The following is a 23,003-nucleotide window of genomic DNA, read 5'->3' on the forward strand; positions in this document are numbered from 1 at the left end:
GCCCGCAGGGGCGAGGACGTGTGGACTGCGGGGCGTGAGTCACGCGTCCCTGCCACCCCATAACGGGGTGTCTGGACGGAGGAGCCCACCCAGCAGCCAGTTGGGCACTACCTCCAAACCCGGTCCCTTCAGGGCCGGGTCAAGTTGACAGCGGTGCGGTGGGTCTCGTAGTCGCGGGCCTGGCGGCGGTGGTGCATCAACCAGTCGAAGGGTCGCTCGACCGCGCAGCGTCGAGGGCAGGCCACCCCCATCCGTGTACCTCACATACCAGGAGATACAACCAACCACCCAGCATCATCAGGGACTTCGAGGCGGATCCCCCTAACGAGCCGAAGTCAGTAATGCCCTCGACGACCTTGTAGGCGGACTGCAGTTCCGTGAGGTGTGCTCGGGCCCGAACCAGGGCCGCCGTGAGGTCGTCGATCTGCCGCTGCAGGTTCTCCAAGTGCCTCAGTCTGGCCTCCCCAGGTTCGGTGTGAGCAGAGCGTGATGCTTGTGGATAATGATGGCTTTCACCGAGTTCCTGATGGTTCTGCGTCTCGGAGCTGCAGGGCGAGTTTGTGCGCCCCTCCCCGGGTCGCGTCGTCGTACTCAGGTGCGGGTGAAGTCCGGCTGGGTCAGATCGGCGACCCGGGTGGCCCGTCCGAGCAGGGCCACCTCGCGGAACTGCCACAGCAGGGCGCCGGTCGGGGCGTGGATCACCATGCCCCGCCGCAGCGGCATCTGCAGCAGCGGCCGGCCCCGCGGATCCGTCCGCCAGCGCGGGACATCCGGATCCGTGAGCCGGCGTAGCGGGATCGGGTGCAGCGAGTGCACCTCGTCTCTGTTGCGTTCCAGCCGCAGTGGAAGCCGCGGCAGCACCACCACGGGTGTGATGATGAACCCCGAGTCGGTGACGAAGTCGTCCAACTGTCCTGCCACTTCGGCCGGGCCGGCGCAGATGCCCGTCTCCTCGGCGAGCTCGCGCAGCGCCCCCTGTTGCGGGGTCTCCGTGCCGTCGAGACGGCCGCCAGGCAGCGCCCACTGGCCTGCGTTGCGGCCGCGGGCGACCCTTTTGATCAGCAGCACATGGGGCTCGCCGCGGTGCGGGTGGAGGGTGAGGCATACGCCCGCGCGACGGGCGTTCGGCGATGCCGCCGCCGTACGCCGCGCGAACGCGGCGAGGTTGGCGCGTACCCGCTCTTCCAGCCCGTTTATCCCGCTTCCAGCTGGTTCGTAAGGATCAGTCACCGGCATGTTCCACCTCGCTCTTGGGCTCGCTCTTGGGCGCGAGGAGCTCGCGCTCGATGAAGTCCAGCAGGACGCCCCGCATCCGCTCGGGCGTCACCCCGGGCGCCCCGGTCAGCACCTGGATGGCCAGGCCGTCGGTGAGGGCGGTGAGGCCGAGCGCGAGCTGTTCGGCGTCGGTGTCGGCCCGGAACTGCCCCTGCCGCTGGCCCCGGCGCACGATGCGGACCACGGCCTCGCGCCAGCGGGCGTAGAAGTCGTTGTGGATGGAGCGCAGTTCGGGGCGCAGGGCGGTCTCGGCCCAGAACTGCAGCCAGACCAGCCACTCGTCCCGGACCCGGCCGCCGGCCGGGAGCTGCATGTCGATCAGCCGCAGCAGCCGCTCGTGTGCGCTGTCCACGCTTCTCAGCTCGCCGCTCTGCCGCTCGAAGGCGCTCTGGACGCAGTGCAGCAGAGCGGCGTTGAGGACGTCCTGCTTCGTCGGGAAGTAGTAATGCACGGCGCCGCTGCTGGTGCCACAGGCGCGGGCGATGTCGGCGATCCGTACGGCGTGGTAGCCGTGTTCCGAGATCAGCCGCCAGGCGGCCTCGAGGAACTCGGTACGGCGCTCGTCGCCCGTCCGGTCCGGGTCGCCGGGCGTTCCCCCGAGCGGGCCGGCTCCCCGCTCGGCGGGGCCGGGGCTGACCCCGTGCACCAGCCAGTCGACGCTCACCCCTCCGGCCGCGGCGACGGCCGCCAGCTCGCCGGGTGTGAAGCGGCGGTGCCCTTTGAGGGACTTGGACAGTTTTGTCGGTTCGAGGTCGATCCGGGCCGCGAAGTCGCGGTGCGTCTCCGCGACCGCGTCGATGATGCGGCGCACGCGCTCGGCTGTCTCGTCCATGCTGCCGAACCGTAGCGCCCGCGTTGCCAAAATCGCAATGCTGCCGGTCGCGACGGAGTGGCCCAATCTCGGCTTGGATTCGAGAAAGTCCAGCTAGTGCAACCTATTGACACTCTGCAGAGGGCGGGCTCACAGTGATGCCCACTTACCGACCAACGGATCAGTCAGTTGATTGCGATCTGGGTCGCAAGCCCGCTGTGGGCCCCGCTGGGGGCACGGAAAGAGAGCGCTGTGGGATCGACACCGCTGCGCCCGGACGTGCACGACGGCAAGGTCGTGCTCGTCACGGGCGGAGGCACCGGCATCGGCCGGGCTGTGGCCATCGACTTCGCCTCCTGCGGGGCCCGCGTCGTGGTGTGCGGCCGCAGGCCCGAGCCCCTGGAGAAGGCGGCTGCCGAGATCGAGGCCGCCGGCGGCACCTGCCTGGCCGTGCCCGCCAACATCCGTGCCGAGGGCGAGGTCGAGCGCGTCGTCGACACGGCCCTTAAGGCCTTCGGCCGCATCGACGTGCTCGTCAACAACGCGGGCGGCCAGTTCACGGCCCCCGCCGAGGAGATCACCCCCAAGGGCTGGCGCGCGGTGCACGACCTGGCCGTGGACGCCGGCTGGGCGATGACGCGCGAGGTCGCCGTCCGCTCCATGATCCCGAACCGCTCCGGGGCCGTCTTCTTCATGGCGTTCTCCCCGCGCCGCGGCATCCCTGGCATGGTGCACGCCACCACCGCCCGCGCCGCGCTCGAGAACCTCGCCGCCGGACTGTCGCTGGAGTGGAGCCGCTACGGCATCCGCACCGTCTGCGTCGCCCCCGGAACCATCGCCACCGAAGGGCTGGAGGCCGCGTACGACGAGGCGGATCGCCGTCGCTGGGAGCAGGCTGTGCCGCTCGGCCGGCTCGGTCGCCCCGAAGAAGTGTCCGGCCTGCTGTGCTTCCTCGCCTCGCCCGGCGGCTCGTACATCACCGGAACCACGATCACCGTCGACGGCGGCGTCGACGCCTGGGGCACTGGACATCCGGTCCCGGCACTGGAAACCGAGGACGCCCCGGAAGGTGCGGAGGAGACCCTGTGACGATCCTGACCGATGCGACGGCCCCCGCCGTACGCGACCTGTCCGCGCTCTTCGACCCCTCCTCCGTCGCCGTCATCGGTGCCAGCAACGACCAGACCAAATACGGAAACTGGCTCAGCGTCCAGGCGCTGCGCGGCGAACACCGCCGCCCCGTCCACCTGGTCAACCGTCGCGGCGAACCCGTCCTCGGCCGCGCCGTCCACCGGCAGGCCGTCGACGCCCCCGGCGGCGTTGACCTGGCCGTCATCGCCGTACCCGCCGCCGGCTTCGCCGACGCCGTCGAGGACGCCCTCGCCGCCGGAGCCCGTGCCATCGTCGGCATCACTGCCGGCTTCGCCGAGCTCGGTGAGGAGGGCCGAGCACGCGAGGACGCCCTCGCCAGGCGCATCCGCCGGGCCGGTGCCGTGCTGCTCGGCCCCAACTGCCTCGGCGTCCTCGACACCACCACCGAACTGCGACTGGCCTCCAACGATATGCCTGTCGGAGGCATCGGCTTCGTCTCCCAGAGTGGCAACATGGCCCTGGAGCTCAGCCGCTTCCTCGAACGCGACGGACTCGGGTTCTCCCGCTTCGCCTCCCTCGGCAACCAGGCCGACCTCACGGCCGCCGACCTCGTCCGCAGCTACACCGAGCACGACGGCACCGAGCTGATCGCCCTGTACTGCGAAGACTTCGGCGACGGCCGCGCCTTCGCCCGGGCCGCCGCCGACGCCGTACGGGCCGGGAAACCCCTCGCGCTGCTCACCGTCGGCGCCGGGCAGGCCTCCATGCGCGGGGCCCGCTCCCACACCGGCGCGCTCACCAGCGACTTGGCCGTGATCGACGCCGCCTGTCGGGCTGCCGGAGTCGACCGCGTCGCCACCGTCGCCGAACTCGCCCACCTGCTGGGCGCGCTGTACCGCAACCGGCGCGGCGGCGGACGCCGGGTCGCCGTCATCGCCGACGGCGGCGGCCACGCCTCGCTCGCCAGCGATGTCGCCGAGGCCCGGGGCCTGCACGTCCCCGAGTTCGACGACGACCTCGTCGCCAGGCTGAAGGCCGAACTTCCCCCGTCCGCGGGCACCGCCAACCCGGTCGACCTCGCCGGGGCGGGGGAGCAGGACATCACCTCCTTCGGCCGCGTCCTCGACCTCGCCCTCGGCGCCGACTCGGTCGACTCCGTGCTGGTCACGGGCTACTTCGGCGGCTACGGCGGCTATGGCGAGGCCCTCGCCGAGGCCGAGGTCGCCACCGCCCGCGTGATGGCCGCGCGGATCCGCCACCACGGCAAGCCCGTCGCCGTCCACACCATGTACGCCGACGCGCCTGCCGCCGTCGAACTACGCCGACAGGGCGTCTGCGTCTTCGGGTCGGTGGAGCACGCCGCCCAGGTCCTCGGCAGGATCGCGGACCGGGCCGAGCGGACCGCCCCGCATGTACCGGCCGTGCCCGCCCCGGCGGCACCCGTCGCCGCCGACGACTACTGGACCGCACGCGAACTGCTGCGTCAGGGCGGGCTGGATTTCCCCGCCGCCCACCTGGTCCGTACGCAGGACGAGGCCGCCGCGGCCGCCGCCCGGATCGACGGGCCCGTCGTCCTCAAGGCCATGGGCTTGCTGCACAAGTCCGACGCCGGAGGCGTCGCCCTCGGCCTTGCCGACGAGGCGTCCGTCCGCGCCGCGCACGCCGACATGGCCCGCCGCCTCGACCCGCCCGGCTACTGCATCGAGGCCATGGCCGACACCCGCGACGGCGTCGAACTCATCGTCGGCGTACGGCGCGACCCGCGCTTCGGTCCCGTGGCGCTCGTCGGCCTCGGCGGCATCTTCACCGAGGTGCTGCGTGACGTCCGCCTCGGCCTGGCACCCGTCACCGCCACCGACGCCCGCGCCCTGCTGGAACGCCTCACCGCCGCCCCGCTGCTGCACGGCGTACGCGGCCGGCCCGCGGTCCACCTCGCCGCCGCGGCCCGCGCCATCGAGGCCATCACCAGCGTCGCGGCCGCCCACCCGGAGATCGCCGAGCTGGAGGTCAACCCTCTGCTCGTCACTCCGCGCGGCTGTACGGGCCTGGACGCCCGCATCGTCCTCGACGCCTGACACACCTCGTACGTACTCACGCACTCACATACACGTACTCACGCACCCAACAGGGAGAAACACAGATGGAATTCGCCTACGCCCCGCACATGGCCGAGCTCAAGGAGCGGGCCGCCGCCCTCGCCGACAAGATCGTGATCCACGAGGACGCGTGCGAGACCGACAACGGACTGTCTCCCGAAGTCCACGAGTCCATCCGCGAAGCGGTGCTGGCCAGCGGCCTGCAGGCGATCAACATGCCCACCGAGTGGGGCGGTGCCGGACTGAGCGTGCTGGAGCAGGTTGTCGTCCAGGAGGAGCTCGGCAAGCTCACAGGCGCCCTCTGGGACACGGTGTGGCGGCCCGCCAACGCGCTGGCCGCCTGCACCCCCGAGCAGCGCGAGCGCTACCTCGTCCCTGACATCCTCGGACAGCGCCGGGACGCCGTCGCCATCACCGAAGCCGACGCGGGCTCCGACCCGCAGGGCATCACCACCACCGCCACCCCCAACGCCGACGGCACCGGCTACCGGCTCGACGGCGAGAAGTGGTTCGTCACCGTCGGCGACGCCGCCGACTTCTTCCTCGTCCTCGCCCTCGTCGGCGACGAGAAGGCCCCGACCCTCTTCCTCGTCGACAAGGACCTACCCGGTGTGCGCATCAAGCGCGTCCCGCGCTACATGCACACCTTCGTCTACGAGCACCCCGAGTACATCTTCGAGGGCGTCGAGGTCGCAAGCGACGCCGTCCTTGGCGAGATTGGCGGCGGCTACGACCTCACCCGCAGCTGGTTCACCGAGGAGCGCTTGATGATCGGCGCTCGCACCGTCGGCGCCGCCGAGCGCGCCCTCGCCCTCGCCACCGAGTGGGCCCGCGAGCGCGTCCAGGGCGGACAGCCGCTGATCGAGCGCCAGCTCATCCAGGCCATGCTCGCCGACTCGGCCGTCGACATCGCCGTCAACCGCGCCTTCGTCCACCAGGTCGCCTGGGAATTCGACCAAGGCGGCGACCGCAAGACCCTGCACGCCAAGGCGGCCATGGCCAAGCTGTCCGCCTCCGAGGCGGCGGGCCGCGTCATCGACCGCGCCGTGCAGATCTTCGGCGGCCGCGGCTACATGCGCGACTACCCGGTCGAGCGGCTTTACCGCGAACTGCGCGTCGACCGCATCTGGGAGGGCACCTCCGAGATCCAGCGCCTCGTCATCGCCAACGAGATCGGCAAGCGCGGCCTCGGCTTCCTGAACTTCCCCACGGACAAGGCCTCCCAGGCATGACCGGCGCGGGCATTGTCGACATCCGGCGCAGCCAAGGCACCGCCGTGCTGACGCTGCGCCGCGAGGCCAAGCTCAACGCCCTGTCCACCCACCTCGAACGCGAACTGCTGCGCGCCCTGGACGACAAGGCGGTCACCACCGCACGAGCCGTCGTCCTCACCGGCGGCGACAAGGTCTTCTCCGCCGGAGCCGACACCGGCGAACTGCGCGAGATGACCCCGGAGGCGATCGCCGCCTACTACCGCGACTCCGGCGCCGTCTACGAGAAGGTCGCCGCGCTGCCGCAGCCCACGGTCGCCGCGATCGCCGGATACTGCCTCGGCGGCGGACTGGAACTCGCTCTCGCCGCCGACTTCCGCATCGCGGACCCAACCGCGAAGTTCGGCCTGCCGGAGGTCGGGATCGGCATCCTTCCCAGCTCTGGCGGTACGTACCGGACGACCCGGATCGTCGGCCCGGCCCGCGCCCGCGAACTGGTCCTGCGCGGCCGCCGGCTGACGGCCGGCGAAGCCCTCGGCTGGGGCCTGCTCACCGAGGTCACCGACGAGGGCGCGCACCTTGAGACCGCCCTGCGGCTCGCTGAGGAAATGGCTGTGCTGCCCCCGCTCGCGGTCGCCGTCACCAAGCGGGTCATTGACGTGGCGGCGGACTCCCCGCGCGAGGCCTCCCTGCTCCTGGAGCAGTTGGCGTACGCCTCCCTCAACCAGGCAACCCACCCACCGAACGAGGACCCGAGATGACCGTCACCTCGAACTCGACATCCGCCACGCCGACCACGCCCCCCGGCAGCCGCCCGGTCATCGAAACCCGCTCCATCGACTACGTGCCCCTGGCCGAGCGCCACGGCAAGGTGTGGCACCTGTTCCCGGTGTGGTTCGCCGGTGACGCGCACCTGGCCACCGTCGCCACCGGCGCCATCGGCGTCGCGCTCGGCGGCAACCTGATCTGGACGGCCATCGCCGTCGTCCTCGGCTCCGCCTTCGGCACCTTCTTCATGGCCTTCCATTCCACCCAGGGCCCACAGCTCGGTCTGCCGCAAATGGTGCAGTCCCGCCCGCAGTTCGGGTACGTCGGCGCCCTGCTGGTGTGGATCACCGCGCTGGTGACGTACATCGGCTACACCGCGTTCAACCAGATCCTGGTGGGCCGCACCATGGAGCACCTGGCCGGGGTGCCCAACCCGGTCAGCTACATCGGCTACGCGGTGGTGGGCATCGTGCTGGCGGTAGTCGGCTACGACTTCATCCACCGGGCGTCGCGCTGGCTGACGTACCTCATGTTCGTGGCACTGATCGTGTTCTCCGTCGGCATCCTCGCGGTGAACCCCTTCAGCCCCGAACAGCTCGACCTGGGCACCTTCTCCCTCGCGCCCTTCCTGATCCAGTTCTTCACGGCAGCGGTCTACCAGCTCTCCTGGTCGATCTACGTGTCGGACTACTCGCGCTATCTGCCGCCGACGGTGGGCGTGCGCTCCTCGTTCTGGTGGACCTATCTCGGCGCGACCATCGGCGGCGCCTGGATGATGCTCGTGGGCACCGTCGCCGCCGGGCTGTTCCCCAAGGCGGCCCTCGTGGAATCGGTCATCTCCGCCGGTGACGAGATCTTCCACGGGTTCGGCATGACCCTGCTGCTGGTGTCCGTGGTGCCGCTGATCACCATCGGCACGCTCAACTTCTACGGCGGCAGCCTGACCCTGCTGTCCAGCATGGACTCGATCCGGCAGATCCGGCCCACCGTGGCCAAGCGGGTGGTCACACTGGTCGTCATCGGCCTGCTGTCCACGGCGATCGCCTTCAGCTCGGACGAGACGTTCCTCGAGCAGTTCGAACGCTTCCTCGTCGTGCTCGGCTACCTCTTCACCCCATGGACGGCGATCAACCTGGTCGACTTCTACGTGGTGCGCCGCGGCCACTACTCGATCCGCGAGATCTTCAACCCACGGGGCATCTACGGACGGTGGAGCTGGCGCGGCCTCGTCTGCTACGTCGTCGGCTTCGCCTCGATGATGCCGTTCGCGGTCGTGGGCGACAGCATGGGCCCCCTGGCGAAGTGGCTCGGCGGCCTGGACGTCACCATGATCGTCGGCCTGGTGGTCTCGGCGGGGCTGTACCTGCTGGTCTGCCGGTCGCTGGACCTGACGGCCGAGCGGGCCGTGGTCGCCACCGCCGACGAGGGCCTGGACCCGGATGCACCGGCCGGCATGTCCCCCTCGACGCACTCCGGGTGAGTGCCGGGTGAGTACGGCCGTCTCCGTGCCCTTCGGTACGCCGGTCCCGCAGGCGGAGCCCCACCGGGTGCGCCCGCGGCACGGCGTTCGGCTGCACACCGAGGTCCACTTGCCCCCGTCGCCCACGCGCTGCCCACGGCTCCCGGCGGTGCTGATCCGCACCCCGTACGACAAGACGCACCCGGACACCCTGCTGCCGGACATCGCGGCCCGGCTGACCGGGGCCGGTCTCGCCGTGGTGACGCAGGACGTCCGCGGCAAGATCCGCGACGCGAAGAGGTCGCGGTCCTCGCAGGCGTGAGCACCGAGTGGTACCTCCCCCTGGAGCGAGGACACATCCACGGCGTGTCCGAGGACGTCCTCGACGCGGTCGCCCGCGCGCTACGGCTGGACGATGACGAGCGCACCTATCTCTTCGACCTGGATCGGGCCGCCCAGCCGCCCAGCCGCACCCCGCGCCGCCGCAAGGCCGTCGACGTCCCGCCCCGTGTGCAGTGGCTGCTCGACTCCATGACGCTGTCCGCGGCCTTCGTCACCAACGGCCGCCTGGACATCGTGGCCACCAACGCCCTCGCCCGCGCTCTGGTCGCGCCGCTGTACGACAGCGAAACCACGGACGAACGCGGACGTCCCAACTTCGCCCGGTACTATCCTCGACCCCAGCTCGCACGAATTCGTCGACGACTGGGGCAGCGCCGCCGACATCACCGCCGCTTTGCTGCGCGTCGAGGCCGGCCGCTACCCCCACGACAAGGCGCGGCGCGAGCTCATCGGGGAACTGTCCACGGTGAGCACCGAGTTCCGCACCCGATGGGCCGCCCACGACGTACGCGTCCACCACGGCGGCACCAAGCGCTTCCACCACCCGGACGCCGGCTCCCTGGAGCTCACCTACCAGCCCCTCGACCTCCCCCTTTCCGTCCGCGAGGCACACGCTGTGACCGTCTACACCGCCGAGCCGGGCAGCCCCGACGGAGACCGGCTCAAGCTCCTCGCCAGCTGAGCAGCCACCTCCGCCGACCACTCCAGCCCGCCCGCCACCCGCGGCGGACGCCGGGACAAAGGAACCAACAGCACCGGACGGCCCCAATAGCGCCTCGTCCGGCAGACCGACGGCCGGAGAGTGGGGCCGGGTGCGGAGGGGGTGGGGGGCACGGGGCCGGTAGTGCTCCTCGGCGGGGTGGCCCAGCGCGATGCCATCCAGTCGGGGGGTGGTGATGCGTTCGCTGTCGTCGAGGATGAGGCCTTTGAGTCAGTCGGCGGCGCACTCGGAGCGCTCGTCTCCCGGCGCTGTGCGGCAGTGGGAGAAGCTCAGGGGACGCCTGTGCCGCTGCGGAGCATCGGGACATCCGAGTCGGTCCGTGGGCAGGGCCCCTGGTCCACGCAAGACCGCGGGCCAGGGGCGCCGTGAGGTGCCGGTTCTTCGTGAGAGCGGTCAGCTGTTGGCGTTGAGGACGGGGTAGTAGCCGGACGCGTGGCCGGCGGCGCTGGGGTGGTAGGACTCCCAGCTCGGGGAAACCACCAGGGAGTGCAGCCAGTCGTCGCCGGAGCACAGTTCGTGCCCGTTGAAGGTGGAGCGGACGTCCCCGAAGACGAAGCCGTGCGCCGCGGCCCGGCCGGCGATGACGTTGTCGAGGATGTCCGCGGCCTCGTCGATCTTGCGGTGCTTCGTGTCGCTGAGTCCGACGCAGAAGACACCGAGGGTGTACATCCGCGGATAGCCGAGCACGACGACCTTGGCACTGGACGCCTTGGCGCGGATCGCGTTGTAGGTGGCGTCCAGGCGGGCGGGCAGCGTGTTCTGGGCGTAGCTCTCGGCTTGGTTGACCCGGTTGACGCAGTCGGTGTCCGAACCGGTCACGCAGGTGGTCATGACGTCGGAGAAGCCCGCGTCGTTGCCGCCGATGGTGACGGAGACCAGCGTGGTGGAGGAGTTCAGCGGGCCGAGCTGGGAGTTGGTCACGTCCGTGGTCACTGCCCCCGAGCAGGAGGCGTCGGCGAACGAGGACGGGGCGTGGGCGTTCTTCCACAGGTAGGGGTAGGCGCTGAAGCTGCGGTGGCAGGAACCGCTCGAACTGTCGTAGTTGCCAGCTCCGTTGCCCGCCGCGTAGGAGTCGCCGAGGGCGACGTAGGAGGCGCCGGCGGCCTGTGCGGGAGCGGTCAGTGTCAGGCTGAACACGGTCGCGAAGCACAGCGTGGCGAGGGCTGACAGAGATCTGACGGGTCTCACGAAACCTCCCGAGAGTGAAAACCGGTTGTCGTTGGGCCGGAAGACGACGAGCACAATGAGGCGTGCTCCTGGCAAGCGTTCTTCTCGCGTAGACTCCGCGTGCGCCGTAGCCGTGCTGGAAGCGCAAGCGGATGCGACGTGAACGAGCGTCGCCTGCTGGTGACTTGTGTCGGCGACGGACTGACGGGAAGTGGCGGTGCAGCGCAGTGCAGGCTCGGTCGGGGTGGTGTGCGACCGAGCGCAGACGCGGTCGGAGGGGGCGTGGGGTCGGGGGAGTGTCAGCGCACGTGGGTGCCCTGTGCGTTCAGCTCCTGGTCACCGGCTGAATGGGAGGCGTACTGCCCCTTGGATCGCCGCTGTCGCCGAGTGCGGGTGAGTCGCCCCGGCGCCGTGGGGAAGAGGACCGTGGGCGCGGGTCGTGGGCGCGGTGGGTGCCGCCGTCGTGAACAAGTCGGACGCCGAGGCGGTTGGCCCGGCGTGTCTCGTGGTGCTGCACGTTTCGAACCGCACGCGGTCCTCCTGGGAGGGGATGCCTTCAGGGGGGTACGGCACGGGCGCCCGCCGAAATGCTCAATTCGGCGTGCTCCTGACAAGTTCAAGTCTTGATTATCCGAGGCATGACTGCGGTAGGCAAGCGGTCGGACCAAAATCTGCGCGTCTGGCACCAGAACGTGTACTTGCCTCTAGTAGCCCCAAGTCCCGCCGTGGACGTACCAGTTCGTTCATCACCCTACGAACGTGCGAGCACGCAGCGGCTTGACTGCCCAATGTTCGGGCGCCACTTCCGCATCTGGGGCGTCAACCGGGCGCGGACTCGCCGGCTTGCCGGCACGGCATCAGCCTGCGCGCGGCACGGTCCGGGCGCTCCGCCCGGGGCTGGTTCCAGCGCCGGGCGCCGAGGAAGACGACGACGCCAGCCGTGACGTGGACGCCCGGGATGCTCGTCCAAGCTGCGGCCGACCACCGCAACGAAGGCCTCGTCAAGGCCCGGCGCGAGATCGACGCCGTATTCCCCGCTCTCGTCAGGGTCTCGGACAACGCGATCCTGCGTCGCCAGCGGTTTCAACACCTACAACCAACCCGAGGAATGACACCCGCCGCCGGCGAGCTGCGTGCCCAGGCCGAACAGGACGCCAAGGACGCCCGCGCCGCTGCCGACCGCACCGACACCGCCGCAACCGAAGCCGAACAAGCCGCCAAGGACGCCGACGTCGGCTGGTACCGGCACATCACCCTGTAAATGCTCGCTCACGCCTTTCTCGCCGCCATAGCCGCCCAGGCTGGAACGGAAAGGGGGGCCGCAGAAACGGATCAGCCCTCGCACCCCTCACCATGGCGGAGATCCGAAGGCTCCTGGCAACTTGCCGTCCCAGGGCAGGACGCCACCACCGCCACATTGCTCAGGCACCGAAATGGTCCGGGTGGCGCCGACGACACCAAGCCGTCGCCAGACGCTGCCACTACAAGCGACGCGCTGCCGGTCACGAACTCCCGGTTGACCGGGCAGCCCGCCGTAGGCGTCATGAGTGACCACGATGTCCGGGCGGCATTCACGTTCCCGAGCCGATTCGGTGCGGCGTGGTGCTGCCCGTCCCACAACGTGGTCAGCCGGTGCTGCGGAAGCACTCTCTTCCGGGATGGCCGAGGGACGGGTAGTAGCAGGCGCGTAGGTGAGAAGGGAGAGGGGCGGCGATCATTGTCGTCGTCGTCACTTCGTTGTCTGCTGGCTGTGCTGTTTCGACAGCGCTCTCGGGGTGTGCGTCCGGGCCGGTGATTTCGATGCGGAAGCCAGGGTGCGTGGGCCAGGCGCGGATCCACCCTGCCTGGCAACTCGGGCTGAGCCGGATTTCGAGCCGGGTGCCGTCGGCTGCCGTGTGGGAAGCCGTAGTGATGGGATCCTCACACGCCGTCGTACGCGGATTCCTGCCTTCGCATGACCGTAACTGGCATATGGGCGGGCGTATGGCCGTCTGGGCGGTGGTCGGGCGGGAGGCGTGGATGACGGCGGCGGCCGTGATCATCGCCGCACACAGGAGGAAGACCCCGGCCGCTGTGCCCACAGGGCGCTTGTCGATCAAAGTAGAAACTGCAAGCAGCGTTCTACGTGTGCGGCTGATGGGCCGCGAGGCAGAGGGGCTGTCGAGTGCAGCGGCATCGATGCCCGAAGTACGTGGCGATGGTCGGTCGGAGTCAGCAGGCATCGATTGCCCACGTCCGCTCCAGGCCGCGTCCGCCAACGCCCACTGCGTCAGGCGGGCGTCCTCGGGCTGACATGCGGCATTGCACAGGGCTTGGACGGCATGCCGAGGTGGGAACTGCTTGCCGTTGAGGTACCGCTCCCACGACGACTTGCTGATAGCTGTCGCTTGGGCCAGCTCATTGAGAGTGAGCCCGCTGGCGTCTTTCATGCTGCGTAGATCGGTGACGAGACGGGAGCAAGCGGCTGGCAGATCGTGAGGCAGCCCTCGCCGGCGAGCCGCAGAGTGCACCATTACCCCGGTCGCTCCTTCCTCATCGTCGTCTATCCCACATGCCGTAGTAACGCCCATGTCTGCTCGCCGACTATCCCATCCGCAGGGACGTGGTCCAGCCGCTGCAACCGTTTGACCTCCGCCTCCGTACGTTCGCCGAAATACCCATCTACGTCACCAGGCGACAGCTTGTGACGCAGAAGCAGGCACTGCACTTCCGCGGCGTCGGGGCCGGTGGCGTTGCGCATGACCAGGCGGGAGGTGGTGGTGCTGTCCCCGGCGAAGAGCTGGTCGCCGTGCCGGGCGTACGCGCACGTGTACTTTCCTACGCCTGTCACGCCAGCCGTAGAGGCGTGCTCGCTCCAGGGATCGGTGATCAGCACGACGGAGATGACCGCGGAAAGCAGCAGCGCACCCACAGCAACGGATAGTGCCGCTACCCGGATCTCCGGCTCCGGAGCCCGCTCCTGCCCTGCTGGACCGCTGTCCGCCGACGTCACCGCAGCGGTGATCGACTCTCTCCGGACGGCATCGTACAAGGCGAGCAACGGCGTGACGTCCGCACCAGCCAGCTTGGCCAGGGCTTCGACAGCGGCCTGAGGCGGCAGCGCTTTTCCGTTGAGATACCGCTCCCATGAAGACCTGCTGAAAGGCGTTTTGGCTTGCAGCGACTTCAGACTCAGCCCGCTGTGATCCTTCAGCTGCCGCAGTTCGACCACAAGCTGCGCAGTCTGCGGGTCAAGCGGCTCAGGCAGCGCTTTCCATCTCACCACGCCTCCCGCCAGCACCCGCATCTTCTACGAGCTTCAAAACGCTCGCACGGTTAAGGACCTGCTGTCAGTCTGGACTCGTTCGGCCACTGGAGTGGCGGATTCGCCTGCCTGCCCGTTTTCGAGCGATCGATTCCGGTCACGCCACCAGGCGGCTCGAAGAGACCCTTGACCTCACTCACACGATTTCCCGGGATACGCGTCTCAGGGCGGCAACCTTGCAGGTCACAGCTCGAGGACGTACTGAGACGTCCCGGGACGTCTCAGGCTGTTGAACGCCCGTAGCAATGCGTCCTGTTCATCCAGCACGCTCGTGCTGACGCCAGGCGCCACGTCCAGGACCGCATGCGGCGTGCGGACGGCCGCCCGGAACATCACAGGAACAACGAAGCGGAGTACAGTCACATGGGGGAAAAGTGAACTTTGGCAAGGCTATCGCCGCATCGATGGCAGCGGTCGCGCTCGCCGCGGTCCCTGCTTTCGGTGCTCCGGCGCACCCCGTCGGCGGTGGGCACGCAACACCCATCTCAGCCACAGCGGCAACGCCGGCTTCGACCATCACCCCTCATTCCAGCAAGTTCGAAGGATGGTCATGCGGCTACAACAGCGGCCGCGGCATCGACCCCAGTGACACCAAACTCACCAAGGTGGCCACCGACCACAAGCCCATCTCATACCAAGACCACACGAACGACATCATCAAGGGTGAACTGCGCAACGGCTGGTCTTCCGCCAAGGGCCGCTGGTTCGCATGGGGGCGCGTCTCCGCCACCTACAGCTTCGGCGGTGGGGCCTACGTCTGGATCGATTGGTCCGACGATGCAGGTCGCACCTACCACGCCTGCGGCTGGGGCAACCGCCCCTCCTACGTCGCCGATCAGACCGTCACCACGCACACCAAGGCAGTGGACTGGGTCCGCAACCGGTGGGTAGCCGTTTGCATCGGATCCGGCGGCAATCCCAAGACCCACAGTGGTGGCTACACACTGGGATGCACCCCCTGGTACCTGACCTGAGCTTGGCGTTCAACCTCGGCGGTTCACCTGACCTGCTGATCTTGGTTCGATCCCGGGACGGCAGGGCGGCCGTTCTTCACGCTTCGAGGTGTCGAGCAACGTCGCGTGAAGGAACGGCCGCTGGTGAAGAGTCTCGCCCCTGAACACCCCGCTGACGCCGAACTGAGCGTCCTGTCCCACTTTCGTGTCCAGGTCTACGACTGCCTCTACACCCGCGCCGATGCGCTCTTCGAGCTCACCGACGCGGTGCTGTGCTCGGACGGCCCGGTGACGTCGCTGGTCGAGTCGACGCTCACGGCCGAGCACCGGCGCGGGCACGGGGCGATGTACGACGCGGTCAACCACGGCTGGCTGGAGCCGCGCCGTCTGGGCAGGCTGCTGGCCTCGACGCCGCTGCCGCGTGCGGCCGATGGGCGGATCGTCCTTGGGGTGGATGTGAGCAACCGGCTGCGTCCCGATGCCCCCACCAGCCCGGAGCTGCTGTTTTGCCACGTCTACGGGCGGGGCCGCGGCGCGGATCAGTTCATCCCCGGCCGGCCCTGCTCCTTCGTCGCCGCCCTGGAGACAGGACGTACCTCGTGGACGGCCGTGCTGGACGTGATCCGGCTCGGGCCGGCCGACGACGCCACGGCGGTGACCGCCACCCAGATCCGTGGTGTCTTCACCCGGCTCGTGCGTGCCGGGCAGTGGCGGCCCGGCGACGCGGACATCCTCATCGTCATGGACTCCGGCTACGACGTCACCCGCCTCGCCTACGTCCCGGCTGACCTGCCCGTCGAGCTGGTCGGCCGGCTGCGCTCGGACCGGGTCATGCTCCGTGACGCCGGCCCCAGGCGCTCCACACCGCGCGGCGGGCAGCCCCGCAAGCACGGCGGTGTCCTGACCTTCTCCGAGCCGGACTCCTGGCACCCCCCCGACGATGCCATGGCCTGCGTCACCACGCGCTACGGCCGGGCCGAAGCATTCGCCTGGGACCGGATGCACCCCCGCCTGACCGCCCGCGGCCGCTGGCTCGACCACTGCGGCGAACTCCCCCTGATCCACGGCACATTGATCAAGCTGAAGGTCGAGCACCTGCCCGGCGACCGCGACCCGAAACCGGTTTGGCTGTGGTCCTCGCCCCCGGTGCTGGACGGCTTACGGATCCGACGGCGCGGACCGGGCCGGCCCCGCAGCCGTCCTGATCGCGTCCGCGGTGACAAGGTGTACTCCAGCCGCGACAACCGTGCTTATCTGCGGTGACGAGGAATCAAGGCGACCATCGCCCAGCCCGGTGACCAGAGGGCCGGCCGCCAATGCAGGGACCGCGCCGGAGGGCGTCCACCTGCCTTCGGCAAGGCCCAGTACCGCCGCCGCAGTGCCGTCGAACGGTGCGTCAGCAAGTGGAAGCAGTACCGGACAGTGGCCAGCCGTTACGACAAGCGCGACTACATCTTCAACGGCACCCTGGCCGTCGCAGCGTTCGTCATCCGGCTCCGCGACCTCGTCCAAGAGCCATCAGAAACGGCGTAGTCGGCCACTGCATCCAGCAACGTGTTGAACGCCTCCGTGACCTTCTGTGCCTTGGCGGTGTCCTTGACCGTCATGGTGGGATTGGAGGCGTACCACATGTCGGCCTCCACGATCTTCGGCGCCAACCAATGACGATGCCAGATCGCCGGCCCCGGGGTAGCTCTCGATAACGCCATCGAACATTTCATCGAACCACGGCCCGGCGTTGGCGAAGATGTCGGCCATGTATGGCTTGAAGTCACCGTCATCGGTGACCGCGCCTCTGACCTGAGTGTCATTGTTGATGAACGTGACGCGGAAGTCGTGGACCGTACCGACGAGCTTCTCGTAGTGAAGGGCGTCGTCCTGGATCTTGGCGGCGTTCTGGCGGAACCTCTCAGCTCCGCCTGGCTTGGCGTCCAAGAGAACGGTGATTTCCGCTACCTCCCCGACCCGCTTGCCGAGTCCTCGTGACCAGCTTTGTCCCGGTTTGAGGCGTCGGCGAGACGACCGCGACGGTCCCCGCACCGGATTGGTCGCTCGCAGTCGAGTGAAGCCGCATGCTCGCCGAATGGGACCAGGACCTTCGTCAGCGTTGGACTACCTTCTGTGGCGGTGAGCTCCACGCCAGAAGCAGTGGGCCGGCGCCGTCGACATCAACGGCTTGGAGGACGGATGCAGCCCATGCACTCATCCCGCGCCGGACCTGGCGGCCTGCGCGGTCGCCCGGCTGGCGGGGTGGCGGGCACGCCATACGAGGAAGACCGACGTGGCGACCAGGCACCACACGGCCAGCACCACATAGGGCTCGACGTGCTGGTTGTGCGGGAAGTAGATGGCGTTGCGCTGGGCGTTCACCGACGCGCCCGGCGGCAGGAACCGTCCCAGAAAGCCCAAGACCGGAGGGAGCAGCGGCCAGGCCACCGCACCCCCGGACGAGGGGTTGCCGAGGATGACCAGCAGCAGCCACGTCGGCAGCATTGCCCAGCGGCCCAGGAAGGTGTGGAATGCGGTGAAGATCATGCCCGCCGTGATCATGGTGAACGTGCAGATTCCCCATGACTGGGCGAACGGCAGCCGCACCACGCCGAGCACCCAGTCGGCCATGACGCAGATCCACAGGCCACCCAGTACGGAATAGCCGATGGTGGCGGCGATCCGTTCGGCGGGGCGCAGCGCCTGGGCATGCACCCCGAGCTGGATGGCACCGACGAAACCGAGGATGGTCGACCCCAGGGCGATGTAGAAGAGAGCGAGCCCCTGCGGGTCGGTGGCCGGAAGCGGTTTGACGTCCCTGACCTGCACGGGGATGCCCAGGGTCCGGCCCACCGACGGGGCGCTCTGGCCGAGAACCCGGGCGACCGACGCGCCCGCTGCGCTCGCCACATCGATCTCCACCCCGGCCGGTCGACGCTGCACGATCGCGAACTCCCGCTGCCCGTCGACCGCGGCGAGCGCCCTGCCGTAGTCAGGGTACGGATGAAGGACCAGCGACGTACGGAGCGTGGTCTCCAGCGCGTTGGTGAACCGGCCGCCCGCGACCGACTTCCCCGTCACCGCGACGGGGATGCGATGCGGTACGGGATTCGCCATGGCCCAGCAGTAGGCGCCGACGAAGAGTCCGGCCAGGGTGGCGATGATGAACGAGATCACCACCGCCGGCACGAAGCGCGACGACGTCAACCGCGACCATCCGCCGTGACGGAGCCGCCGAGGAGGCTCCGCTGCAGACCACCGCTCGCCCATGGCCGTGATCGTAGAGCAGGCGCGGGGCCACACCCGGCTGCCGCCCCGGACACGTCATCGGCGTGCCGGAACACCGGAACTGAGACGGGTGCCGTGTCGCCCCTGGTGTGGGGCGCGGTGGTGCACCGGGGCCCCTTGCCGCTCGGCTCATGTGTGCCTTTCCCGGGCGCCTGCGTGCATCGCTCGGGTCGATCTCATCCGGCGGCCGTGTCGACGGCAACGATATGACGGACTGCTCCACGGGCGAGCACGTGGACAGCTCGATCACCGTGCACATCGTCCCCCGCTTGGATCGCGGACAGCCGGCCATCCCTGTCGTGGTCGAGTGCTTCCTTGAGGAGTTGCAGATGCACGAGGTCGGTCGCGGAGACATGGAGAAGGAGCCGACCGTCACGGACGATGATCTCGTGCTGGAAACCGTCATGATGCGGGGCGGCTTGCGCAATGGCGAGTCCGGGCGGTCGACGTCACGCGCGTGCTGGTGTGACTGGTGCAGCGTCAGAAAAGTAAGCAAGTGGTCAGTGTGAGTCCTCGAACACCTGGCGACGGCTGACCGAACATGCGAAGCGATAAAGCCTCCGGAAACCGCCCTTGACCTGCAAAGGCAGGCAGAGGGTAGGCAAACCGGGAGTTTCTCCGTGCTTCGTACCATGTTCAAGTCCAAGAACTAGCGTTTGGGTGTTTCCACAGGCCAGGCCCCTGATCGCCGCCTTCGGGTCAGCAAATGGTCAGCATCGGGCCGGACGGTGTCCGGCTTGACGACCTGGACCGCGCCACGGGGTCTGCCGTCCCACCCCGCGCCCAGCTCGGAAGGCTTGACGCGTGGCTCGACAGCTCGCCCGTGGGATGGGGTCCTTCTTCAAGGAGCCGCCAACGCCTTCCGTCCGGTCGAGTACGCCGCCTCCACCGGCGGCAGTGGCCACCGAGTGGTCCCGCCGAACGTGACCGCCGCGGTCGGTGACGTCTGCATCTCCGGCGTGCACGCGGGCATGGCCGTCATCGCCGCCGTATTCCTGTGCGCAGCCCTCGCATCAGTCCTTCTGGTGCACGACCGACCGCGCGACGCCACCGCCGCGGCGCACTGACGCGCAGCCGCCAGGAGCGACGCCGAATCGGCCGCGCGATCGCCGTCGAAGGCACGGTGGTCCTGAACATCGCGATCGCCGTGCAACCGGCTCGACAAGTTGCCCCGCCCCCTTGACCAAGCTGGTTTCGTTACGCAACTCTGCTGATCACATCCCTCAATGGCGAGGAGGCTGACTTACGGTGGAGTGGACTGGCGCGCGTTACGCGGATAAACCGACGGTGGAGGTGCGGACCTGGATCGGTGCCGCGCCGGAGCGGGTGTGGAAGCTGGTCTCGGACGTGGAGCTGATGCCGGACCTCAGTGATGAGCTGCAGTCGATCGAGTGGCTGGACGGAGCCGCACGGCCCGACGTCGGGGCCAGGTTCGTGGGGCGCAGCAAGCATGACGCGCTCGGTGAATGGGCGACCACCTCCACCGTGGTCGAATGCATCCCCGAGCGGATGTTCGCGTGGGCGGTGGCGGACCCGGAGCACCCCACGGCCGTGTGGCGCTTCCGACTGGAACCCCGGGACGGCGGCACCGACCTGACGGAGTCGGTGCAGATGGGCCCGGCTCGATCCGGCCTGTCCTTCGCCATCGACCGCATGCCGGAGAAGGAGCAGAAGATCGTATTCGTACGGATGCGGGAGTTCGAGCGCAACATGACGGCCACACTGGAACGGATCAAGAAGCTGGCGGAGTCGTGATGCGGACCGCCACCACGATCGAGGCGTCCGGCTTCGACTCCTGGTCCCAGCAGGCCGACTTCGTCACCGAAGCCGAGAAGCTGGGGCTCGACATCTGTTGGGTGGCCGAGGCGTGGGGTTCCGATGCCCCCTCCGCGCTGGGCTTCTACGCGGCGCGAACCGAGCGGATGCTGCTGGGGTCCGCCGTCATGCAGGTCGGCACCCGTACGCCGGTCGCGCTCGCCCAGGCGGCCATCACTCTGTCCAACCTCTCCGGAGGGCGGTTCGCCCTCGGTCTGGGCACTTCCGGTCCGCAGGTCATGGAGGGCCTGCACGGAGTGCCCTTCGCCCGCCCGCTGGCACGCGTGCGCGAGACGGTGGAGATCGTGCGGCAGGTGATCGCGGGCGGCAAGGTCTCCTACTCCGGCAGTGAGTTCCGGATTCCCCTGCCCGGTGGTGACGCGGTGCCGATGCGCCTGTCCATGCGCGCCGAGCACCGGGTCCCGATCTACCTGGCTGCCCTGTCGCCGGCCATGCTGCGGCTGACCGGGCAGGTCGCGGACGGCTGGCTCGGCACCAGCTTCGTTCCGGAAGGGTCCGCCGAGGCCTACTTCGCCCACCTGGACCAGGGCCTGGAACGAGCCGGGCGTACCCGCGCGGACCTGGACGTCTGCCAGGGTGCCGAGGTCTCGTTCGCACCGGACGAGGAGACCTTGAGCGCCATGGTCGCCGGCCGCAAGAAGGAACTGGCCTTCAGCCTCGGCGGGATGGGTTCCGCGTCGACCAACTTCTACAATCAGGCCTACAGCCGTCAGGGCTGGGCGGAGGTGGCCGCGGAGGTGCGGGAACGCTGGCAGGCAGGCGACCGCGACGGCGCGGCCGGCCTCGTCACCAACGAGATGGTGCTGGCCACCACGCTCATCGGCACGGAGGACATGGTGCGGCAACGGCTGCGGGTGTGGTGCGAGGCGGGCGTGAACACCGTCCGTCTCTATCCGGCAGGGGACACCATGGAGGCCAGACTCGCCACGCTGGGAAGGGCGATCGAGCTGGTCCGCGAGGCGGGTGGCGGGTCATGAGCCCTGCGCGTCCCTCCTTCGCGAACTGGCCGTGCTCCATCGCGCGCACCGTGGATGTACTCGGCGACGCATGGAGCATCCTGATTCTGCGGGAGGCGTTCTACGGATTCCGTCGATTCGACGAGTTCCAGCAGGAGTTGCGCATGGCACGCAACACCCTCGCCGACCGGCTGCGCCGGTTGGTGGAGGAGGGACTTATGGAGAGACGGCTCTACGAGAGCGAGCCGCCGCGTCACGAGTACCTGCTGACGGAGAAGGGCCGGGACTTCGTCCCGGTGCTCGCCGCAATGGCACGCTGGGGCGACCGATGGCTCGCCGGGGAGGAGGGCGCCCCGATCACCTTCCACCACGACGCCTGCGACCACGATTCCCACGCGGAGGTGGTCTGCTCCGCCTGTGGTGAGCCGATGCGGTCGGAGGGCATCTCCACGCGGATGGGCCCGGGCTATCCAGAGCGGCTCAGGAAGCGGCCGGACGTCCAGCGCCGCTTTGGGCGCTTCTGACCGGCCCCGGCAGCTGACCGTTGTTCGAATGGGCATGGCGACGGCCGTGCTCACGACATGCGGCGACTGACCGCCCGCCCATGAAGGCCCGCAACGGTCTCGTACGACGACTGCTCCGACGTCTGCGCGAGCGCCAGCGGTACTGCAACCGACGCGGCAGGAGTCGGCCACCACCGTGCTCCACCCACACCACTAGGAAACCGCAGTGCCCGTCGAGAATCAGGGCTTTGTTCCGGTGCCTGCGGGTGCATGGAAGAGTCGAAGGAGTCATCTCGTGCAGATGAAGGAAGAGCTCGCCTGCGCCTATGCACGGGCCACCTGGAACATGGTGGAACCCGTCCATGGAGCCGTGTACTTCGCTCCCGAGGCTCAGGCCCGGTACGCGGAGCTCGGCGTCGAAGGCAGGGCCGGCTACTTCGGCTCGCGCGCCGCGGCTCTGGGCCCGGCGTCCGCCGAACTGGTGATCGCCACCTTCTACAACTTCAGCCCGGAGCTGGTGCGCAGTGTGGTTCCCGCGGTATGGAAGACAGCGTCGCCGGAGAGACTGCTGGCGGCCCGGCTGGCGGCCGTCGATGCCACGCTGCGCCGCATCCTGGGTCCCGCCGTCCAGTCCTCCAAGATGGAGCGCGCTGCGGAACTGGCGCAGGAAGCGGCCCGAGCGACGCTGCCCCACCCGCAGGGCCGCCCGCTCTTCGCCGCACACGCTGCCCTGCCCTGGCCACGGGAACCACACCTGGTGCTTTGGCATGCACAAACGCTGCTGCGCGAGTTTCGTGGCGACGGCCACATCACGACGCTGCTCGCCGCCGGGCTGGACGGGATCGAAGCGCTGTTGACCCATGCTGCCGCGGGCCCGGTGACTGCCGAGGGGCTTCGGACAACACGGGCCTGGTCCGAGAAACAGTGGGCACAGGCAGCACAGCGGCTCCGCGAGCGCGGCTGGCTGGCGGAGGGCCCCGACCTTGCCTTCACCCCGGAAGGGCGGGAGCGGCGCCAGATGGTGGAGCACACCACCGACGAACTGTCCGCGCTGCCGTATGTCGCGATAGGCCCTGAGAAGTGCGCCGAGTTGCGCCGCCTGGTGAGGCCCTACAGCGTGGCCTTGGCCGAGGAGCTGTTGCCCTGGCGTGTCGGCAGCCTCTGATCGCTGATACCGATGCCGATCGAGGGGATGCCAGGGCTGCGGCGAGGCCGACACAGACCGGGACTCCA

The 23,003-nt window shown here is 69.1% G+C and carries 21 protein-coding genes and 2 pseudogenes; 16 read left to right on the plus strand and 7 right to left on the minus strand.

The window, feature by feature from the left end:
* Positions 1 to 591: 591 nt before the first annotated feature.
* Entirely contained in the window at positions 592 to 1,230 is a 639-nt protein-coding gene (locus SRB17_RS40825) for a CoA pyrophosphatase (RefSeq protein ID WP_323377437.1), read from the minus strand.
* Positions 1,223 to 2,107, minus strand: coding sequence for a TetR/AcrR family transcriptional regulator (locus SRB17_RS40830; RefSeq protein ID WP_153546675.1), 885 nt, complete (start codon positions 2,105 to 2,107; stop codon positions 1,223 to 1,225). Before SRB17_RS40830 ends, SRB17_RS40825 begins: the two co-directional genes overlap by 8 nt.
* Positions 2,108 to 2,338: 231 nt before the next feature.
* Here SRB17_RS40830 and SRB17_RS40835 point away from each other — a divergent pair, with 231 nt between their 5' ends.
* The 7 genes and pseudogenes from SRB17_RS40835 (at position 2,339) to SRB17_RS40860 (ending at position 9,736) form a co-directional block, all read left to right on the plus strand.
* Positions 2,339 to 3,175, plus strand: a complete 837-nt coding sequence (locus SRB17_RS40835; RefSeq protein WP_323377439.1) for an SDR family oxidoreductase — start codon at positions 2,339 to 2,341, stop codon at positions 3,173 to 3,175.
* Positions 3,172 to 5,253, plus strand: a complete 2,082-nt coding sequence (locus tag SRB17_RS40840; RefSeq protein WP_323377440.1) for an acetate--CoA ligase family protein — start codon at positions 3,172 to 3,174, stop codon at positions 5,251 to 5,253. The genes SRB17_RS40835 and SRB17_RS40840 overlap by 4 nt, the downstream gene beginning before the upstream one ends.
* Before the next feature lie 65 nt (positions 5,254 to 5,318).
* A complete protein-coding gene (locus tag SRB17_RS40845; RefSeq protein ID WP_153546677.1) occupies positions 5,319 to 6,506 on the plus strand; it encodes an acyl-CoA dehydrogenase family protein in 1,188 nt (395 codons plus the stop codon).
* A complete protein-coding gene (locus SRB17_RS40850; RefSeq protein ID WP_153546679.1) occupies positions 6,503 to 7,246 on the plus strand; it encodes an enoyl-CoA hydratase/isomerase family protein in 744 nt (247 codons plus the stop codon). Before SRB17_RS40845 ends, SRB17_RS40850 begins: the two co-directional genes overlap by 4 nt.
* Complete coding sequence (locus SRB17_RS40855; protein ID WP_153546681.1) at positions 7,243 to 8,733, plus strand: purine-cytosine permease family protein; 1,491 nt, start codon at positions 7,243 to 7,245, stop codon at positions 8,731 to 8,733. Before SRB17_RS40850 ends, SRB17_RS40855 begins: the two co-directional genes overlap by 4 nt.
* A gap of 7 nt (positions 8,734 to 8,740) precedes the next feature.
* Positions 8,741 to 9,034 (plus strand): CocE/NonD family hydrolase, encoded by a 294-nt coding sequence (locus SRB17_RS47075; RefSeq protein WP_323377442.1) that lies wholly within the window; start codon positions 8,741 to 8,743, stop codon positions 9,032 to 9,034.
* Positions 9,035 to 9,243: 209 nt separating this feature from the next.
* Positions 9,244 to 9,736: pseudogene (locus SRB17_RS40860) on the plus strand (DNA-binding protein).
* 432 nt (positions 9,737 to 10,168) lie between these two features.
* On the opposite strand, the gene SRB17_RS40865 reads toward SRB17_RS40860, so the two are convergent.
* Positions 10,169 to 10,963, minus strand: coding sequence for an SGNH/GDSL hydrolase family protein (locus SRB17_RS40865; RefSeq protein ID WP_416237132.1), 795 nt, complete (start codon positions 10,961 to 10,963; stop codon positions 10,169 to 10,171).
* A 919-nt stretch (positions 10,964 to 11,882) separates the two neighbouring features.
* On the opposite strand from SRB17_RS40865, the gene SRB17_RS45710 reads away from it, so the two are divergent.
* The gene (locus tag SRB17_RS45710; RefSeq protein WP_194294303.1) at positions 11,883 to 12,203 is read left to right on the plus strand and encodes a hypothetical protein; all 321 of its coding nucleotides are present in this window, start codon (positions 11,883 to 11,885) and stop codon (positions 12,201 to 12,203) included.
* A gap of 364 nt (positions 12,204 to 12,567) precedes the next feature.
* On the opposite strand, the gene SRB17_RS40875 is transcribed toward SRB17_RS45710, so the two are convergent.
* Positions 12,568 to 13,512, minus strand: coding sequence for a helix-turn-helix domain-containing protein (locus tag SRB17_RS40875; RefSeq protein ID WP_323377444.1), 945 nt, complete (start codon positions 13,510 to 13,512; stop codon positions 12,568 to 12,570).
* Positions 13,485 to 14,228, minus strand: a complete 744-nt coding sequence (locus tag SRB17_RS40880; RefSeq protein ID WP_153546685.1) for a peptidoglycan-binding protein — start codon at positions 14,226 to 14,228, stop codon at positions 13,485 to 13,487. The genes SRB17_RS40875 and SRB17_RS40880 overlap by 28 nt, the downstream gene beginning before the upstream one ends.
* A gap of 392 nt (positions 14,229 to 14,620) precedes the next feature.
* Between SRB17_RS40880 and SRB17_RS40885 the strand changes: the two genes are divergently transcribed.
* Positions 14,621 to 15,220, plus strand: a complete 600-nt coding sequence (locus tag SRB17_RS40885; RefSeq protein WP_153546687.1) for a hypothetical protein — start codon at positions 14,621 to 14,623, stop codon at positions 15,218 to 15,220.
* 162 nt (positions 15,221 to 15,382) lie between these two features.
* Positions 15,383 to 16,339: pseudogene (locus tag SRB17_RS40890) on the plus strand (transposase); the annotation flags it as partial.
* A 378-nt stretch (positions 16,340 to 16,717) separates the two neighbouring features.
* On the opposite strand, the gene SRB17_RS40900 reads toward SRB17_RS40890, so the two are convergent.
* Together SRB17_RS40900 and SRB17_RS40905 are read right to left on the minus strand one after the other, a co-directional pair.
* Positions 16,718 to 17,134 (minus strand): hypothetical protein, encoded by a 417-nt coding sequence (locus SRB17_RS40900; RefSeq protein WP_153546689.1) that lies wholly within the window; start codon positions 17,132 to 17,134, stop codon positions 16,718 to 16,720.
* A 267-nt stretch (positions 17,135 to 17,401) separates the two neighbouring features.
* Entirely contained in the window at positions 17,402 to 18,394 is a 993-nt protein-coding gene (locus SRB17_RS40905) for an ABC transporter permease (RefSeq protein ID WP_153546691.1), read from the minus strand.
* A gap of 314 nt (positions 18,395 to 18,708) precedes the next feature.
* On the opposite strand from SRB17_RS40905, the gene SRB17_RS40910 reads away from it, so the two are divergent.
* The 6 genes from SRB17_RS40910 to SRB17_RS40935 all read left to right on the plus strand — a co-directional run bounded on the left by SRB17_RS40910 (position 18,709) and on the right by SRB17_RS40935 (position 22,935).
* Positions 18,709 to 18,984: a hypothetical protein gene (locus tag SRB17_RS40910; protein ID WP_153546693.1), complete on the plus strand. Its 276-nt coding sequence runs from the start codon at positions 18,709 to 18,711 to the stop codon at positions 18,982 to 18,984.
* Between the two features lie 414 nt (positions 18,985 to 19,398).
* Entirely contained in the window at positions 19,399 to 19,542 is a 144-nt protein-coding gene (locus SRB17_RS40915; protein WP_153546695.1) for a hypothetical protein, read from the plus strand.
* A 181-nt stretch (positions 19,543 to 19,723) separates the two neighbouring features.
* Positions 19,724 to 20,230, plus strand: coding sequence for an SRPBCC family protein (locus tag SRB17_RS40920; protein ID WP_323377446.1), 507 nt, complete (start codon positions 19,724 to 19,726; stop codon positions 20,228 to 20,230).
* Positions 20,230 to 21,288: an LLM class flavin-dependent oxidoreductase gene (locus tag SRB17_RS40925; RefSeq protein WP_153546697.1), complete on the plus strand. Its 1,059-nt coding sequence runs from the start codon at positions 20,230 to 20,232 to the stop codon at positions 21,286 to 21,288. The genes SRB17_RS40920 and SRB17_RS40925 overlap by 1 nt, the downstream gene beginning before the upstream one ends.
* On the plus strand, positions 21,285 to 21,791 hold the full coding sequence (locus SRB17_RS40930) for a winged helix-turn-helix transcriptional regulator (RefSeq protein ID WP_153546698.1): 507 nt from the start codon (positions 21,285 to 21,287) through the stop codon (positions 21,789 to 21,791). Before SRB17_RS40925 ends, SRB17_RS40930 begins: the two co-directional genes overlap by 4 nt.
* 280 nt (positions 21,792 to 22,071) lie before the next feature.
* Positions 22,072 to 22,935, plus strand: a complete 864-nt coding sequence (locus SRB17_RS40935) for an SCO6745 family protein (protein ID WP_153546796.1) — start codon at positions 22,072 to 22,074, stop codon at positions 22,933 to 22,935.
* Positions 22,936 to 23,003: the final 68 nt, after the last annotated feature.

Origin of the sequence: Streptomyces sp. RB17 (genome assembly GCF_009604455.1) — a bacterium.
In the GTDB taxonomy this organism is placed as follows: Bacteria; Actinomycetota; Actinomycetes; order Streptomycetales; family Streptomycetaceae; genus Streptomyces.

Excerpts from the sequence above, each read along its gene's own strand:
- SRB17_RS40830 (WP_153546675.1), bottom strand. The coding sequence starts at position 2,107 with ATGGACGAGACAGCCGAGCGCGTGCGCCGCATCATCGACGCGGTCGCG.
- SRB17_RS40845 (WP_153546677.1), top strand. The coding sequence starts at position 5,319 with ATGGAATTCGCCTACGCCCCGCACATGGCCGAGCTCAAGGAGCGGGCC.
- SRB17_RS40850 (WP_153546679.1), top strand. The coding sequence starts at position 6,503 with ATGACCGGCGCGGGCATTGTCGACATCCGGCGCAGCCAAGGCACCGCC.
- SRB17_RS40855 (WP_153546681.1), top strand. The coding sequence starts at position 7,243 with ATGACCGTCACCTCGAACTCGACATCCGCCACGCCGACCACGCCCCCC.
- SRB17_RS40875 (WP_323377444.1), bottom strand. The coding sequence starts at position 13,512 with ATGGGCGTTACTACGGCATGTGGGATAGACGACGATGAGGAAGGAGCG.
- SRB17_RS40880 (WP_153546685.1), bottom strand. The coding sequence starts at position 14,228 with ATGCGGGTGCTGGCGGGAGGCGTGGTGAGATGGAAAGCGCTGCCTGAG.
- SRB17_RS40925 (WP_153546697.1), top strand. The coding sequence starts at position 20,230 with ATGCGGACCGCCACCACGATCGAGGCGTCCGGCTTCGACTCCTGGTCC.
- SRB17_RS40930 (WP_153546698.1), top strand. The coding sequence starts at position 21,285 with ATGAGCCCTGCGCGTCCCTCCTTCGCGAACTGGCCGTGCTCCATCGCG.
- SRB17_RS40935 (WP_153546796.1), top strand. The coding sequence starts at position 22,072 with ATGAAGGAAGAGCTCGCCTGCGCCTATGCACGGGCCACCTGGAACATG.